Source organism: Cochlodiniinecator piscidefendens, from assembly GCF_011326755.1.
Taxonomy (GTDB): domain Bacteria; phylum Pseudomonadota; class Alphaproteobacteria; order Rhodobacterales; family Rhodobacteraceae; genus Cochlodiniinecator; species Cochlodiniinecator piscidefendens.
In genome coordinates this window covers 728,205-744,178 of the sequence record NZ_JAAOIE010000001.1, presented here as the reverse complement: position 1 = coordinate 744,178, position 15,974 = coordinate 728,205, and the positions used below count along the sequence as shown (strand labels likewise).

Annotated in this window: 11 protein-coding genes; 6 read left to right on the top strand and 5 right to left on the bottom strand. The window is 52.4% G+C overall.

Going from position 1 to position 15,974, the window contains the following annotated elements; genetic code table 11:
- Positions 1-43: 43 nt before the first annotated feature.
- Positions 44-1,888, top strand: a complete 1,845-nt coding sequence (locus G9C99_RS03720) for an ABCB family ABC transporter ATP-binding protein/permease (RefSeq protein WP_166416082.1) — start codon at positions 44-46, stop codon at positions 1,886-1,888.
- Between the two features lie 40 nt (positions 1,889-1,928).
- On the opposite strand, the gene G9C99_RS03715 is transcribed toward G9C99_RS03720, so the two are convergent.
- From G9C99_RS03715 to G9C99_RS03705, 3 genes are all read right to left on the bottom strand, one after another.
- Entirely contained in the window at positions 1,929-2,558 is a 630-nt protein-coding gene (locus G9C99_RS03715) for a LysE family translocator (protein WP_166416081.1), read from the bottom strand.
- A gap of 87 nt (positions 2,559-2,645) precedes the next feature.
- Positions 2,646-6,401 (bottom strand): efflux RND transporter permease subunit, encoded by a 3,756-nt coding sequence (locus G9C99_RS03710; RefSeq protein WP_166416080.1) that lies wholly within the window; start codon positions 6,399-6,401, stop codon positions 2,646-2,648.
- The gene (locus tag G9C99_RS03705) at positions 6,398-7,528 is read right to left on the bottom strand and encodes an efflux RND transporter periplasmic adaptor subunit (protein WP_166416079.1); all 1,131 of its coding nucleotides are present in this window, start codon (positions 7,526-7,528) and stop codon (positions 6,398-6,400) included. Before G9C99_RS03705 ends, G9C99_RS03710 begins: the two co-directional genes overlap by 4 nt.
- A 196-nt stretch (positions 7,529-7,724) precedes the next feature.
- Between G9C99_RS03705 and G9C99_RS03700 the strand changes: the two genes are divergently transcribed.
- The 4 genes from G9C99_RS03700 to G9C99_RS03685 all read left to right on the top strand — a co-directional run bounded on the left by G9C99_RS03700 (position 7,725) and on the right by G9C99_RS03685 (position 12,171).
- Positions 7,725-8,378 (top strand): hypothetical protein, encoded by a 654-nt coding sequence (locus G9C99_RS03700; protein ID WP_166416078.1) that lies wholly within the window; start codon positions 7,725-7,727, stop codon positions 8,376-8,378.
- 80 nt (positions 8,379-8,458) lie between these two features.
- Entirely contained in the window at positions 8,459-9,808 is a 1,350-nt protein-coding gene (locus G9C99_RS03695) for a PQQ-like beta-propeller repeat protein (RefSeq protein ID WP_331459966.1), read from the top strand.
- A 115-nt stretch (positions 9,809-9,923) separates the two neighbouring features.
- A complete protein-coding gene (gene der / locus G9C99_RS03690) occupies positions 9,924-11,387 on the top strand; it encodes a ribosome biogenesis GTPase Der (RefSeq protein ID WP_166416077.1) in 1,464 nt (487 codons plus the stop codon).
- 175 nt (positions 11,388-11,562) lie between these two features.
- Positions 11,563-12,171, top strand: coding sequence for a LysE family translocator (locus G9C99_RS03685; protein WP_166416076.1), 609 nt, complete (start codon positions 11,563-11,565; stop codon positions 12,169-12,171).
- A gap of 547 nt (positions 12,172-12,718) precedes the next feature.
- On the opposite strand, the gene serS is transcribed toward G9C99_RS03685, so the two are convergent.
- Together serS and G9C99_RS03675 are read right to left on the bottom strand one after the other, a co-directional pair.
- Positions 12,719-14,011, bottom strand: coding sequence for a serine--tRNA ligase (gene serS / locus G9C99_RS03680; RefSeq protein WP_166416075.1), 1,293 nt, complete (start codon positions 14,009-14,011; stop codon positions 12,719-12,721).
- A gap of 75 nt (positions 14,012-14,086) precedes the next feature.
- Positions 14,087-15,448 carry a pentapeptide repeat-containing protein gene (locus tag G9C99_RS03675; RefSeq protein WP_166416074.1) on the bottom strand — a complete coding sequence of 454 codons (1,362 nt, stop codon included), beginning with the start codon at positions 15,446-15,448 and terminating at the stop codon, positions 14,087-14,089.
- 243 nt (positions 15,449-15,691) lie between these two features.
- Here G9C99_RS03675 and yajC point away from each other — a divergent pair, with 243 nt between their 5' ends.
- A complete protein-coding gene (gene yajC / locus G9C99_RS18400) occupies positions 15,692-15,961 on the top strand; it encodes a preprotein translocase subunit YajC (protein WP_331459965.1) in 270 nt (89 codons plus the stop codon).
- Positions 15,962-15,974 lie beyond the last annotated feature (13 nt).

Here is a 15,974-nt window from a genome sequence, read left to right as displayed (position 1 = left end):
CTAGGTTCGCCAGCCAGCGCCTTATTTCGGACGGAGAATCTTCATGCGCCGACTACAGCACACAGATGCAAATCTAGATGGGGCTCCGACCCCCAGTGGGTGGAAAACCGTCGAAAAGGTTGCACCTTATTTGTGGCCGGATGAGGCCCCTTGGGTGAAGGTGCGTGTTGTTGTTGCGATGGCAATGTTGATCTTAGCCAAGATTATTTCGGCGATTACTCCGTTTTTCTACAAGGCCGCGGTTGATGGTTTGGCCGCAGATGGGGCTACGCAACCTGCATGGATGCTTGGCGCTGGGGCTGTGGGTTTGACCATTGCATACGGCGTTGCGCGGGCGATGAATGTTGGGTTTCAGCAGCTTCGCGATGTAATTTTTGCACGCGTTGGCCAACGTGCGTTGCGCGCGTTGGCGTTAAGAACGTTTTTACACATTCACAAAATGTCCATGCGCTATCACATCACGCGCAAAACAGGTGCGCTGAGCCGGGTGATAGAACGCGGTGTTAAAGGCGTTGATTTTCTACTGCGGTTTTTGTTGTTCTCGATCGGGCCGTTACTGTTGGAATTGCTCTTTATCTGCGTCATTCTCTATTTTGTATTCGATGTCTGGTACTTGGTGATCGTTGTTGTGACGATTGGTCTATATATTTGGTTCACTTTTGCCGTGACCGAATGGCGGGTCAAAATCCGTAAACAGATGAATGACCAAGACACCGACGCCAATCAAAAAGCAATCGACAGCCTGCTGAACTTTGAAACTGTCAAATATTTTGGTGCCGAAAACCGCGAAGCCGAACGCTATGACAGTGCCATGGAAGGTTACGAAGCTGCGGCGCTTAAGACCTCGCATTCATTGGGCTTTCTGAACTTTGGTCAATCCATATTTATCACGGCTGGTTTGATCGGTGTGATGGTCCTTGCGGCGCTTGGCGTGCAAGAGGGTAAACTGACTGTGGGCGATTTTGTCATGGTCAACGCTTATATGATCCAAATCACTATGCCGTTGAATTTTCTCGGGACGGTGTACCGTGAAATTCGCCAAGCTTTGGTCGATATGGGGGAAATGTTTGATCTACTGGAACAACCGTCAGAAGTGACCGACAAACCAAATGCAAAGGCAATGGACGTCCGCGCAGGGCGTGTTGTCTTTGATGATGTTGTGTTTGGCTATGATGCAGAACGCCCCATTCTGAAAGGTGTTTCTGTAACGGTTGAGGCTGGTAAAACACTGGCGATCGTGGGGCCGTCTGGGTCCGGTAAATCGACCATTGGCCGCCTGCTGTTTCGGTTTTACGATGTTGCCTCAGGCAGCCTTAAAATCGACGATCAGGACGTGCGCGATATCACACAGCAAAGCCTTCATGAAAGCATTGGTGTCGTGCCGCAGGATACCGTTTTGTTCAATGACACGATCTATTACAACATTGCTTATGGTCGCCCCGGTGCGACACGCGCAGAAATTGAAGAGGCCGCCAAAGCCGCCAAAATTCATGATTTTGTTCTGAGTTTGCCTGACGGTTATCAAACCACAGTGGGCGAACGCGGTTTAAAGCTCTCAGGTGGGGAAAAGCAGCGGGTTGGCATTGCACGCACGATTTTGAAAAACCCACCTATTTTGCTTTTGGACGAAGCGACCTCAGCACTGGATACGCAGACTGAACGTGACATTCAGGATAGCCTGCGGGAAATGGGGCAGGGGCGTACCGTTCTGACCATCGCGCATCGGCTTTCGACTATTGCGGATGCGGATCAGATTATTGTGTTGGATAAAGGTGTGGTCACAGAGCGCGGGAGCCATGATGATCTGCTGACTCTAAATGGGCGATACGCCCAGATGTGGTTCCGCCAAGCCAGTGAAGACCAAGACGACAGCGTCCAAAGTGCATAACTTTAAAAAGCCCGGCCATTAAAAGTTGGCCGGGCTTTTTTTATGTGCGATTGGCGGTGAGAAGCTTAAGAGCAAGCCCAACAAAAATCACCCCGGCAACCCGGTTCATAATGGTTTGGGCCTGCGGAGACCGTTTTAGCCAATCCCCTAAAAAACCGGCCCCCCACGCTATTGCTCCGAAAACGAATGTTGTGGAAACTATAAAGACGACTCCGAGGATCAAAATTTGTCCGGAAATTGAACCGCGCGCCGGATCTGCAAATTGGGGTAGAAAGGCCAGAAAGAAGATCGCGATTTTTGGGTTGGTGATGTTCATGACCACGCCACGCCAATAAAGCTTGCGGAGCCCAAGCTGTGGGGCTGGTGCAGATTGAAGATCAGCGGCGCCTGCGCGAAATGCACCCCAAGCCAAATAAATTAAATACCCCGCGCCAATGATCTTCAGCACAGTAAATGCAAGTGCAGAGGTTTCAAATATTGCTGCAACTCCAAGTGCTACGGCTGCTGTGTGCATGATCAACCCCGTGCAGAGCCCCAATGTCACAACAATTCCGGGTTTGCGTCCATAAAGGGCCGATTGGGTGAGAACAAAGATATTGTCGGGGCCAGGGGCCAACCCCAATGCAATAGCGGTGACAAAAAAGAGAGAAAGTACATCAAAGGGGATCATTGGGCAGCCTATTTCATTTTGCGTAACTATCGGGTCCAAATGAATAGCTGTCAAAATGAAAAACGGCGCTGAACGCGCCGTTTTGCTCTATTCTGCCGCTTTAACAGGGCCTGGGTCGTCTGGCCGCTGAAACGTTTCTTCCAATGTTTCGACTTCAGTTTCCAGGGTGGAAACCTTGGTCTCAAGTTCTTCTTTGGCTGCTTGGGCCTTTGCAAGCTTTTGGGCGTCCGTTTCCGTATCCCACAGCAACAGAGGGGATGCGAGTTTCCGAGCGGTCTTTCCAAGGGAAAGATCCTGAGCCTCCCGGCTGTTGCGCCCCATTGAAAGCGCGCTGATGCCGCGGAAGATGCGGTAAGACCCCATAGAGACCCAAACGCGTAAGGCCAGCATCGACGGGGTAAAAATCAGCGTAAGCACTGTCGCAATGCCAAGCCCAAACACAACAGCCGTTGCAAGTTGTTTCCACCAAAGCGCTGTTGGGCTGTCGATGGTGTAACCGCCATTGCCAAAGTCCAACGACAAGCCAAACATCATCGGAGCGAGGCCTGCCATCGTGGTAATTGTCGTCAGCAATACCGGTCTGATGCGGGCCTGTGCGGTACGCGTGATTGCCTCTATCCGGGGCATGTATTGGCTGTATTCCTGATAGGTGTCGATCAGAACAATATTATTGTTCACCACAATACCGGCCAGCGCAACGATCCCTGTACCCGTCATGATAATCGAAAAGGCCTGATCCATGACAAGCATCCCAATCAACACACCAGCAGTGGAAAGAATAACGGCAAGCAGCACCAGAACGGAGTTGTATATGCTGTTGAACTGGGCCAACAAAATAATGAACATCAGCCCAAGCGCACCCATGAACGCACTTTGCAAAAAGGCGCCAGATTCAGCTTGGTCTTCTTGATCGCCGGTCCACTCCCAGCTGACACCGCCCGGAAGCTCTGCTTCGGTGCTAAGCCATGTGGTGAGTGTCTCGATACGTTCATTGGCGGTGATAGGGGTCGCGGTGGCATCCCCTTCTGCAATTGCACTGCGCAAAGAGGTTGCAGCATGCCACGCTGCGGTTTCAGTATCTGGTTCAGCTCTTAGCAAATCGGCGGCTACGATCGTAATGTCACCGGTTTGCATGTCTTCAACGGAAACGAGATCACTTTCGAGCGCAGCTTTCACATCGAAAAAGCGGCGCTGGCTGTCGCGGTCAATCTGACCGAGTTTAGGAACCGGTTCACGTGTGATGAAATTGGAGAGAGGCACCAGTCCCTCAAGCGTGCGCACTTTCAGCGTGTCTAGCGTACTAAGCACCCTGTCTTCCTCAGGGAGGCGTACGCGAATTTCGATCTCTTCGTCTGAACTGTCAACACGCATGGTGTCCAGCAATAACCCGCGTGTCACGAGCTGGACCATGCCGCCAACGGTGGCAACATTCGCCCCATACCGGCCGGCCTGTTCAACGTCTACGCGAATTTGCCAGTCTATACCGGGCAGGGGTAATGTGTCTTCGATATCCGCCAAGCCCGGAGTGGTGTCAAAACGATCGCGCACAATCCGTGTGGCCTGCTGAAGGGCGTCAAAATCAGAGCCCAGCAGACGCAAATGCACGGGTTTACCAGAGGCAGGGCCGCGGCTCAGGTTTAGAATTTCTGTTCGAATACCGGGCAAAGTCGCAAGCTGTGCTTCTAGCTCTGCCAATATCAGATCACCGTCCAATTCAGGGTCATGGGCACGGTCAGCCCATGGCGTAAGTTCGATTTGTACCTGCCCAACACTGTCCAGCGGGGGGGATGCCCCACCTGTGTTGGAATTCAAGCCACCTTCGCCAGCAAAGGCAAAGATGCTTTCGATGCCTTCAATACTCTGGGCGATTTCCTCAACCGCGCGTACAGCAGCGTCTTTTTCCGTAAGGGATAGGTTACCGCGTTGCAGCACATAAACGACGGCCTGCTCTGGTTCGCTTTCGACGAAAAATTCAACGCCATTGTTGTTTTCGCCAAAGGTTTTGAATGTCACCATGACAAAGGCGCCAACAGCGACAATAGCCACAATAGGCATAATGGGATTGCCGACCAAAAAATGAATCAAATGGCCAAAAGCATTCCGTCGGTAGCCGGCTTTGATCCGTTTTTCGCGAAACTGCGGTTTAGCAGCTCCGACGGTGACAGAGGTCGCGAAACAACCGAAGAAGAAAATAAGAGCCCCGGGAAGAATACCAACACTCGCACCGGCTCCAAACAGATATTCTGGGTTGATGGTCTGCAACATGCCCAAAACCACTAAGGCAAGCGACGGCGGAACTAAGATCAGGCGAAACAGCCAGTGATGGGTGCGCAAGTGGTCAGAGCTGCGATCTAAGAACCGGGAAATACGCCCCGACACCCCACCCATAACGGGCAGGTAGATCAACGCAACAACTAAGGAAGCCGATAAAACAAAGATCAACGTGACTGGCAACATTCCCATAAACTCACCGGGAACACCCGGCCAAAACAACATAGGTAGGAAGGCGCAAAGCGTGGTTGCAGTAGAGGATATGATTGGCCAAAACATCCGCTTTGCAGCCTCAACGTAGGCGTGCATCGGGCCAACGCCCTCTTGAATGCGCCGATCTGCGTACTCGACGACCACAATCGCCCCGTCAACCAACATCCCCACTGCGAGGATCAGTCCAAACATAACGATGTTGGATACGGTTACGCCCATCAAGGTGAGTAAGACAAAGCACAGCAAAAATGATGTGGGAATAGCAAAGCCGACCAACAGCGCAGAGCGCGCACCAAGGGTGGCCAGTATCACGATCATCACCAATGCAATCGCGGTCAACACGGACCCTTCTAACTGTTTCACCATGCTTTCGACGGTACGGGACTGGTCGTTTGATGTTGTGATCGCCACAGCTTGTTGCAGTTCTTCAGGCCAAGTTGCACGAACGGCTTCTATTTCTTCACGCACCAAATTTGCGGTGTCGATGATATTAAAGCCGCGGCGCTTTACAACCTGCAACGCAACAGTGTTTTCGCCGTTAAAACGGGCAGTCCCTTCGCGATCTTGAAAGGTCAGCCGAATTTCAGCAAGGTCGCCCAAGGTCACAACGCGATCACCATTGGTTTTGACGGGCAGGGCATAGATATCCTGCGGTGTGTCAAAGGACGCGGGTATTTTTACCGAAAACGCCCCTTGGGGAGAATCGATTTCGCCTGCTGCGATCAACTGATTGTTGTTGACGACGACTGAGATTAATTCTTGTGCTGTAACGTTGTAGGCTTCCAGACGCAGGGGGTCGATGATCACTTCGACCATCTCTTCGCGGTGCCCGGCAAGCCCGGCCTCTAAAACGGGTTCCAACGCTTCGAGCCGATCCTGTAAATCCTCGGCGACGCGGCGCAAGGTCCGCTCTGGGACGTCGCCTGTTAGGCTAACAATAACGATTGGAAACTCAGAAAAGTTGATTTCAGTGATTGTGTAGTTTTCGGCCCCTTCAGGGAACTGGCCCTCGACCGTGCTCATGCGTTCACGCACGTCGGCCATGATTTCGCTTTTGTTCCAACCAAACTCAAATTCTAGCGCGACGCCTGCATAGTTTTCAGACGCAACTGCGGACATGGATTTTAAACCATCTAGATCAGACAGTTCCGTTTCCATGGGTTGAACCAGCAGGCTTTCAGAATCTTCTGCGGAAATGCCGGGAAACTGAACTGATATGAAAAGAGCCGGAATTTCGATATCCGGCTCACCTTCTTTGGGGAGGGTCACATAGGCCAACGCCCCCGCAGTAAGCGAGAGCACGATAAAGGCCAAAACCATTCGGGCGCGTTCAGCAGCCCAATCTACCAAGCCAATCATTGATCCGCCTCAAGATAAGTGACATCAAGTAAAACACCATCGGTGACATATTCCTGCCCCCTTACAAGGACCGAAGCCTGCTCAGGCAATCCGGCAAGCCATACACCCTCAACTGAATCCCGGAGAAACACGACGGGGGCAAAAACAGTGCGATCTTGCGCGCCCACCAAGCGAACGCCAAGAGTACCTTCGTTATTCAACGTCAGGGCCGATTGCGGCAATAGATGTGCTGTTTGACCTTCTGATGCGATGGTGATGCGGGCTGTTTGACCATCCCGGATTTCTAAATCTTCGTTGGGCACTGCGATTTCAACGCGGAAGGTCCGTGTCAGGGTGTCAGCTGCGCGTGACAGAAAGGTGACTTCACCCTCAACGCTTTGTCCGGTGGCTAAAGTTGCCCGGGCGGCTGCCCCAACGGTTACGTGGTTCACATCAATTTCGGGTACAAAACCTACCAGCTTGATTGGGTTCAACTGAATAACAGTTGCACACAATCCTCCGGGTTGAAGAAGAGACCCGATTTCGGCTGTGTCGGTCTCCAAAATTCCAGAAAACGGGGCACGAATTTCGAGGCGGCTTAGCTCTGTTTGTGCGGCTTCAACACCAGCTTCTGCGGCTTGAAGGTTTGCGCGCGCGGTGACTGCACGTGTTTCTGAAGCATATCCATCTTCGGCCAAGCTTTCGGCTGCGGTGAAGTTAATTTGTGCTTCGGCTAAACGTGCATTGGCCTCAGCCAATTGAGCGGCGCGTGTACCTGGGCTAATCTGACATAGCAATTGGCCGGCTTCTACCTCGGCGCCTTTGCGGATGGGATGGGATTGAACCAATCCGGCCGTTTCCGAACGCACTTCGACCTGACGGTCAGCCTCGGTTTGGCCGCGTAATTCTACGGCGCTATCAACAACTTGCGCGGTCGAACGTAAGGCGACAACGGAAATACCCGTTTCCGCTTGGGGGGCTGTTGCTAGGGCTTCGTTAGATGAAGGATCTGATTGCCCCTCTTCCAATGTTGATTCAGACGCCATGCTTTGCCCAGAGGCAAGCGCAAACAACGTATCGCGCTCCATGATCAGGCCGTAAAGTACAGCTGAAACCAACAGGGCAGTAAGGAACGGAAACAAACGCATGGAGACCCTCAATCGCATTATAGCTTTGAAATGATGTAGCGCAGTCTGCGCCTGTTACAACCTAAAATCGTCATTCGTGAACTAACTTGTTTAGTTTAGCGTTGCAGGAACAAAGGTTCAAGCCGCGAGCGCCCTTGGCAAGCACTGTGTTTCCGGGGTAAGAGAATGCGCAAAGAAATTCGTTCTGGAGGCTCGTGTGAGTAACACCGACAGTTTTATCGAAGAAGTGACAGAAGAGGTCCGCCGCGACCGCATGTTCCACATGTTGAAACGTTATGGTTGGATTGGGGCGATTGTCATTGTCGGGCTTGTCGGCGGAGCAGCAGCGAACGAGTGGTATAAATCTACTCAGCGTGCAGCAGCAGAATCGTTGGGTGACCAAATTTTCACAGCACTCGAGGCCGAAGATGTAAGCGGGCGTAGTGCGGCATTGGCGGCTATTCCAACAACGGCTGACAATGCGGCGGTGTTGGATATGTTGATTGCGGCCGGTGATACCACTGATGGCAACCTTCAAGGGGCCGTTGACCGCCTTGACGCAATTGCTGCAAATCAGGAAATTCCTGAGGTTTACAGAGATTTGGCCATTTTGAAGCGATCTATCGTAGGCGCGGATTTGCTTCCTGCTGAGGATCGTCTGGCTGCGTTGTCAGGAATTTCAGCTCCCGGCGCGCCATTCCGTCTGCTTGCAGAGGAACAAATTGCACTGATCGAAGTGAATGCGGGCGAAACAGAGGCGGCTATTGCGCGGCTTATTGCCATCTCGTCAGACACCGAAGTGACGTCGGGCTTGCGTCGGCGTGCACAAGCGTTGATTGTTGCCTTGGGTGGAACGCCAGAAGCAGCCTAAGGCTGGGTGTTCGCAAGATTGGTGTGAAATAGAAATACTGGTCTTCGAGGCCAGTTGATAAGAACATAAGGGGCAACACAGTGAATCTGAACCAATGTGCCACTAGTCTGGTTTTGATTGCCATCTTGGCTGGTTGTGGAAACAGAGAGCTGATCCTCGAAGGGGAGCGGCTGGATATTCGCGACGGCACTGTGGCGGTTGAACCGTCCGACGCAACACGGCAAGATGAAATCGCAGAAGAAGCAGCCGCGAATCTGGCTGTGCCAATTGATCTACCCGCGCCCCAGAATATCTCTGAATGGACACATCGTAACGGATCGGCCCAACACCACGTGACGCATCCAGCGTTGGGAACCTCTCTCGCACAGGTTTGGTCTACCAATATCGGATCTGGCGACAGCCGCCGTTTCCGCGTGACGGCTGATCCGGTTGTTTCTGGTGGGTTGGTGTTCACAATGGATTCTCGTTCAGTGGTGTCTGCTGTTGATGCGGCTACTGGCGAAATCAGATGGTCACGTGATCTAACCCCGGCGTTTGATCGCAATCCGAACGCTTCCAGCGGTGGCCTTGCGGTGGTTGATGGCGTCTTGGCTGCGACGACAGGGTACGGACAACTCTTTTCTATTGATGCGGCAACGGGTGATGAAAACTGGAACCAGCGTCTAGATGCCCCTGCAACAGGTGCCCCGACAATCGTTGGTGATATCATTTACACGATGTCACGTGATGGCCGCGCTTGGGCTGTGAATATCGACAATGGCCGTGTGCGTTGGGAATTGCCGGGTGCGCCCAGCTCTGCCAACGTTGAAGGTGGCGCGGGTCCAGCTGTTGCTGGAAATGTAGCGATCTTCCCTTATGGTTCAGGTGATGTTGTGGCGAGCCTGCCGCAGGGTGGTATCCGTGTTTGGAACGCCAGCGTTGCTGGGCAACGACGTGGTCGGGCTTACGCAGATATCTCTGATGTCACGGGTGATCCTGTGATCAACAATGGCCGCCTTTATGTTGGGAACTCATCAGGCCGTTTGGCTGCGATCAATCTAACAAACGGTAGCCGGATTTGGACGGCAAACGAAGGCACTCTCAGCCCCGTTTGGCCTGAAGGCGGTTCTATCTTTATGGTTTCAGACGAATCGCAACTGATGCGTTTGGATGCTGATACGGGCGAAACCATCTGGGCAATTCCACTGCCGTATTTTGAAAACCGCCGTGAACGCCGCCGGAAAGGGATTTACGCCCACTATGGCCCAATCGTTGCAGGCGGGCGGGTGATCGTACCGTCTAGCGATGGTGTGATCCGCATTTTTGATCCCGTGGACGGAACGTTGGTTGAAACCGTTGATTTGCCACGTGGCGCAACCACCAATCCAGCGATCGCCAATGGCACGCTTTATGTGGTGAATAGCAATGGGCAATTGCTGGCCTATCGTTAAGGGCTTTCCGTTGCCGTAAAATTGGTGTATCGCGCTGCCCTTGGGCGTCGTTGCGCCATATGGATTTTGGACTTGGGGCAGGGGAACCTGCCTTATTTCCGTTTAGGAGTGTGGGATGAGCTTTACCCTCGCCATCGTCGGGCGCCCCAATGTGGGCAAATCGACATTGTTTAACCGCCTTGTGGGCAAACGTCTGGCTTTGGTTGATGACCAGCCAGGGGTCACGCGTGATTTGCGCGAAGGCGAGGCAAAGCTGGGCGATCTGCGCTTTACTGTGATTGATACCGCCGGGCTAGAAGATGCCACCGACGAAAGCCTTCAGGGCCGGATGCGGCGCCTGTCTGAACGCGCTGTTGAAATGGCTGACATCTGCCTCTTTATGATCGACGCGCGCGAAGGTATATTGGCCACCGATCAGATGTTTGCTGATATTTTACGCAAGAAAAACAGCAACGTCATCGTGGCAGCAAACAAAGCCGAAGGCAAAGCAGGCGACGTCGGGTATTTCGACGCGTTTTCTTTGGGTCTTGGCGAGCCGTTACGCATTTCTGCTGAACATGGCGAAGGCTTGGAAGATCTCTATTCCATGCTGTTGCCTTTGGCGGATGCCTACGAAGCCAAAGCAGCCGAATTTGTGCCTGACGTCGAAGTTGATCTCACCGAAGAAGAGACTGAACTGGATGGGAAGTCTCGCGACTTCACCGCTGGTAAACCGTTGCAGATCGCTGTTGTTGGCCGCCCGAATGCGGGTAAATCAACTCTGATCAATCAGATTGTTGGTGAAGACCGCCTGTTGACTGGGCCAGAAGCAGGCATCACGCGCGACGCGATTTCGCTGACTTTTGATTGGAACGATACCCCTGTGCGTATCTTCGATACAGCAGGAATGCGAAAAAAAGCAAAGGTGCAGGAAAAACTCGAAAAGCTATCCGTTGCTGATGGTCTGCGTGCGGTAAAGTTCGCTGAGGTTGTCGTGGTGATGCTTGACGCCGCCATCCCGTTTGAACAACAGGATTTGCGCATCGCTGATTTGGCTGAACGCGAAGGGCGTGCGGTCGTTGTCGCAGTGAACAAATGGGATATTGAGGGTGAAAAGCAAGAGAAGCTCAAAGAGCTAAAAGAAGCATTTACCCGTCTTCTGCCGCAGCTTAAGGGTGCGCCGCTGATCACGGTTTCCGCTAAAACCGGTCGTGGCATGGAACGCCTTTATGAGGCAATTATCCGGGCGCATGATGTGTGGAACCGCCGTGTGTCTACCGCCCGCCTGAACCGTTGGCTCATTGGTATGATGGAGGCGCACCCGCCCCCCGCACCCTCTGGTCGTCGGATCAAACTGCGCTACATGACCCAAGCCAAAACACGGCCGCCGGGATTTGTGGTGATGTGTTCCAACCCTGAAAAGCTCCCCGAAAGCTATTCTCGCTATCTGGTCAACGGGTTACGCGAAAGCTTTGATATGCCGGGGACACCGATCCGGCTTTATATGCGCAGTCAGGATAACCCCTATAAAGACCGCAAAAAAGCCACGCCGTCCCGGTTGCGCAAGCACCTCGATAAACGGCCCCACGGCGAAAAATGATATAAGTAAATTGAGAGGCACCCATCGGGTGCCTCGCTGTTTTTGGGATTGCCGCAGGTTGCAAAGGGGATGGAAAATTTGCAACCCAGCCCTTAGATTGGCAGCGCCCAACCAGCAGGTGTTGACGGGGTATTGCTAATCACGCAAACATGAGAGCACTTTAGGAGTGTTCTTCGTGTCATTAGAGTTTTTGCTCACATCCTTAGTCGTTGTTCTGCTGCCTGGAACGGGTGTAATTTATACGCTCGCCATCGGATTGGGCCGTGGGTTCAAAGCAAGTATTGCTGCTGCTTTGGGTTGCACGGTCGGTATTGTTCCTGCCGCCTTGGCCAGCATTGTTGGTTTGGCCACACTTCTTCATGCAAGCGCCTTGGCCTTTCAGGTGATAAAATTTTTGGGTGTAGCTTATCTATTTTATATGGCATGGAAAATTCTTCGGGATGAAGCGGTTATGGAAGTGTCCGAAAGCAAAGACCAAACCGGATTGTTGAAAATCGCGACAACAGGTATTTTGCTCAACGTGTTGAACCCAAAGCTATCACTTTTCTTTTTGGCGTTTTTGCCACAATTTGTGTCGCCAACCATAACCAATGCGACCGGATCGCTGATCGGGTTGGTTGCCGTCTTCATGGCGATGACATTTGCGGTCTTCATCCTTTACGGCGCATTTGCCGCCATTGCGCGAGATTATGTTATTCGCCGGCCATCAGTCATGAGGTGGATAAAACGCTGCTTTGCGGGGACTTTTGGGTTTTTAGGGGCGAAACTCGCAGCAAGCAACTAGTCGTCGTGGCGGGAGTAGTTTCGGTGTAACGGACAGGATGCGGTTTGATCACATCAGAATGTGCGATTGAAAGCCCACAACCGGATAAATTGCCGAACTAGGCGATATCCCCCAAGCCCTATCAGCGCGACTGAACCAATCGATAGCAACGAGACAAGGACGTGAGGCGCAGCCCTGCAACCTTCGTTGATGGCAAGTTGATAAATGCTGTCGGGAGCGGTGTAATCGGTCCAATGCACAAAGGCTAGAAATCCGGCACAAGCTGACGCTAGAAACGGTATCCAGATGTGCCGCGTGAACACCGACAATAGGGTCATCACGACAATCACGAGACCGACGGGCGACAGCATGGACCGTATCAAGAATTCAATTTGGGTTATTGGCCCAGCGGTGTGAGGCAAGCTCGGAAACATTTTATCGCAAATCTCTGCCAATAGGCGGGTTGGATATAGAAGTGCGAATAGGAAAATGTTCTTTTTGGAAAACATCCAGACACCAAACCAAATGAAAAGGGGGCCGAAGCCCCCTGAACCTAACCTATATAGAGTTAAACCAATTCACCGTCGGGGGTGATTTTTGATTTGCCGCCCATGTGGCCGCGCAGGGCTTCGGGGATGGTGACGGAACCGTCTTCTTCTTGGCCATTTTCCAAAACTGCAATCAGGCAACGCCCCACCGCCAGCCCAGACCCATTCAGCGTATGCACAAATTCGGGTTTTCCACCTTCGGTCGGACGGAAACGCGCGTTCATGCGGCGGGCTTGGAAATCACCGCAGGTCGAAACAGAGCTGATTTCGCGGTAGGTGTTTTGGCCGGGCAACCACGCCTCTATATCGTGAGTGCGGCGCGCGCCAAAGCCAGTATCACCAGAGCACAGCAAAACCGTGCGATACGGGATGTTCAACCGCTCCAGCACAGCCTCAGCACAGCCCGTCATGCGTGTGTGTTCGGCGTCAGAGGCGTCAGGATGCACGATGGACACCATTTCAACCTTTTCGAACTGGTGCTGGCGCAGCATCCCGGCGGTGTCTTTGCCGGCACTTCCAGCCTCAGAACGGAAACACTGGGAATGCGCTGTCATGCGGATGGGCAGCGCAGCCTCATCCACAATATCGCCAGACACGGTGTTGGTCAGCGTCACCTCAGAGGTTGGGATCAACCACCAGCCGTTGGTGGTTTGGTAGCTGTCCTCGGCGAATTTTGGCAGCTGGTTGGTGCCATACATTGCCTCTTCGCGCACCAAAACCGGGGTGATGGTTTCGCTCAGCCCGTGTTCGTCGGTGTGCAGGTCCAACATGAACTGCGCCAAGGCACGGTGCAAACGGGCCACGGCCCCCTTCATCACGACAAACCGCGCGCCTGACAATTTGGCCGCCGTTTCAAAATCAAGCCCCTTTGCCGTGGCTTGAATGTCGTAATGTTCTTTGGGCGCAAAGGAAAATTCGCGCGGGGTGCCCCAAGTGCGGATTTCGACGTTGTCGTCTTCGTCTGCGCCGGCAGGCACATCGTCGTACATCAGGTTCGGCAGGCCAAGCAACAGATCACGCAAACGCGCATCCTCCGCCTTTGCCTCTTCGTCGAGCCGGGCAATTTCGTCTTTCTTTTCGCTGACGAGCGCGCGCAGACGTTCAAATTCGGCGTCGTCGCCTTTGGCCTTTGCAGCGCCTACGTTTTTAGAGGCGGCGTTGCGGTCCGCTTGGGCGGCTTCGGCGGCTGCGATCTTGGCGCGGCGCGCCTCATCAATCGCGAGAACCTGAGACGAGACATCAGAAAGCCCACGGCGCGCCATGGCTGCGTCAAATGCGTCTGGGTTTTCACGGATGTACTTGATGTCATGCATCGGTAAGGTCCTTGGTCAAAGTGAATCAGATAGGTGCGTTATGGCGTATTTTCGGGTGGGGTGTAAGAGGCAGGGTTATTCGACATGAGGCCAATACGTTAGGCCGTAATTTTCACAAAATTCCATAAGGTATGCTCCAGCTTTTCGATTACCTGATGTAAGTGGTGACCAATACCTAAAACCACTGTTTCGTAATTCTGCTTTTTCTTCCAACGTAAGTCCGCCAAGATATAGCTCCTCTCTAAGATCTAAGTAGTCTTTTTGACGGTATGAAAAGGGTCTGCCCAGTGACGTATCTGGTGAGCCAAACGTAATGTTAGATTGGAAATCAAGTAAATTTAAGTGAGAGTGTTCCATTTTGGCTCTATCGACGAAAATACTGTGAATCTCCGCGAGGGCTAACCCTCGGCTAAAGGGTTTTGATTGTTTCATCGAACAATTATTGAAACGTGTGCCCTTTAACTTGGCCCTCATGAAATCAGAGTTGTTCATGTGTGATCGGTCAAATTGAGTGCCTTCGAGATTGGCTTTTTGGAAGCTTGTTTCTTCAAGGTAGCACTCGCGAAACATAGCCGCTGACAAATTACCCTTTGAAAAATCAACTCCCGCAAGGTTGGATTTGGTAAGATTTAACCTGAAGCGGTTTTGCCATTCAAGCCGAATGCGTTTTTGAGAACGGCGGGATATAATGGTAGCCGCAGTTTGAATATCCAATCGTGGTATGGGGTGCGCGGATTGTTCTTCGATGGATTCCAAATTTGGCGCGGGAGAGTTTTCTCGGATGTAGGCGCACAGAATTTCCATGATTTGAATGTGATCACGTTCGCTGTCTTGAGCAATCCGTTCCAGTGCATAAAGGCCGCCTATACGCACTTCCAAATTCGGTTCAGTGATTTCTTCGAAAATAGGTTTTTTAAAATCCGTGTCCCCATTCGCGTCATCTTCGAATTGGAGAGTATCGTTTCGGTTTTTGCGCTGTTTTCTGATGACTCGCGTTGCGCCTATTGCTTCAATCGCCTTAGCTAGTTGATCCGTAATATGGCTCTGCTCTGCAACTTCCACCTGTTTTGCGGCGACAATTGCGCGCCATGCGATGAAGGGGGCGCCGAAAATGGCAGCGGTGAACAGGCCGATGTTGCGGATGGCGGCGGCGTGGTCGGTATTTTCGCCATAGGGCGGTATCCGAAACACCACGCTCACAAATTCATATAGCGCGACAGCGGCAAAACATCCGGCCAGCAATAGTCCGAGCCACAACCCGATGTTCGCCATTGTCCCGTCATGAAGCCGGGGTAGGGTGCGGGCGACCTTCGGCAATGCCATCACAGCAAAGCTCAGCGCGACCAACATTAGGAACACTGCAAACAGCTCTAGCTGCAATCCGTTCACGGGGAGGTTGATGCTAATGCCATCATCGGTCGGGGTAATAAAATTCATCGCACTCTCGGTTACTCAAATCTGCCCCCACTTTCGCCATATCCGCGAAAATTGCAACCGGTGCGTGTTTTAAACCCTTCTGCAAATCGTATGCATAAAAACCATATAAAAACTGCATACTTGCTGCATAGTTCCCATACGCCGCTTTTCACCCCTTGCTTGCCAATTTCTAAAGCCACATATAGGGTGCGCCAGTCTAATTCTGTGGGGGCAACCCCCACTCACAACCAAGGGAGCACCCACGTGGAGCAACTACTCTTTCCGGTTCTGATTTTCGGGATCATGTATTTCCTTCTGATCCGTCCTCAGCAAAAGAAAATGAAGGCCCATCAGGCGATGGTTACAGGTCTGCGTCGCGGCGACGAAGTTGTCACCCAAGGCGGCCTGATTGGCAAAGTGACCAAGGTCAAAGATGCCAACGAAGTTGAAGTCGAACTTGCCCAAGGTGTGACCGTTCGTGTTGTTCAATCAACCATCGCACAAGTTGTGAGCAAAACCGAACCTGCCGCTTAACCCTTTATAATAT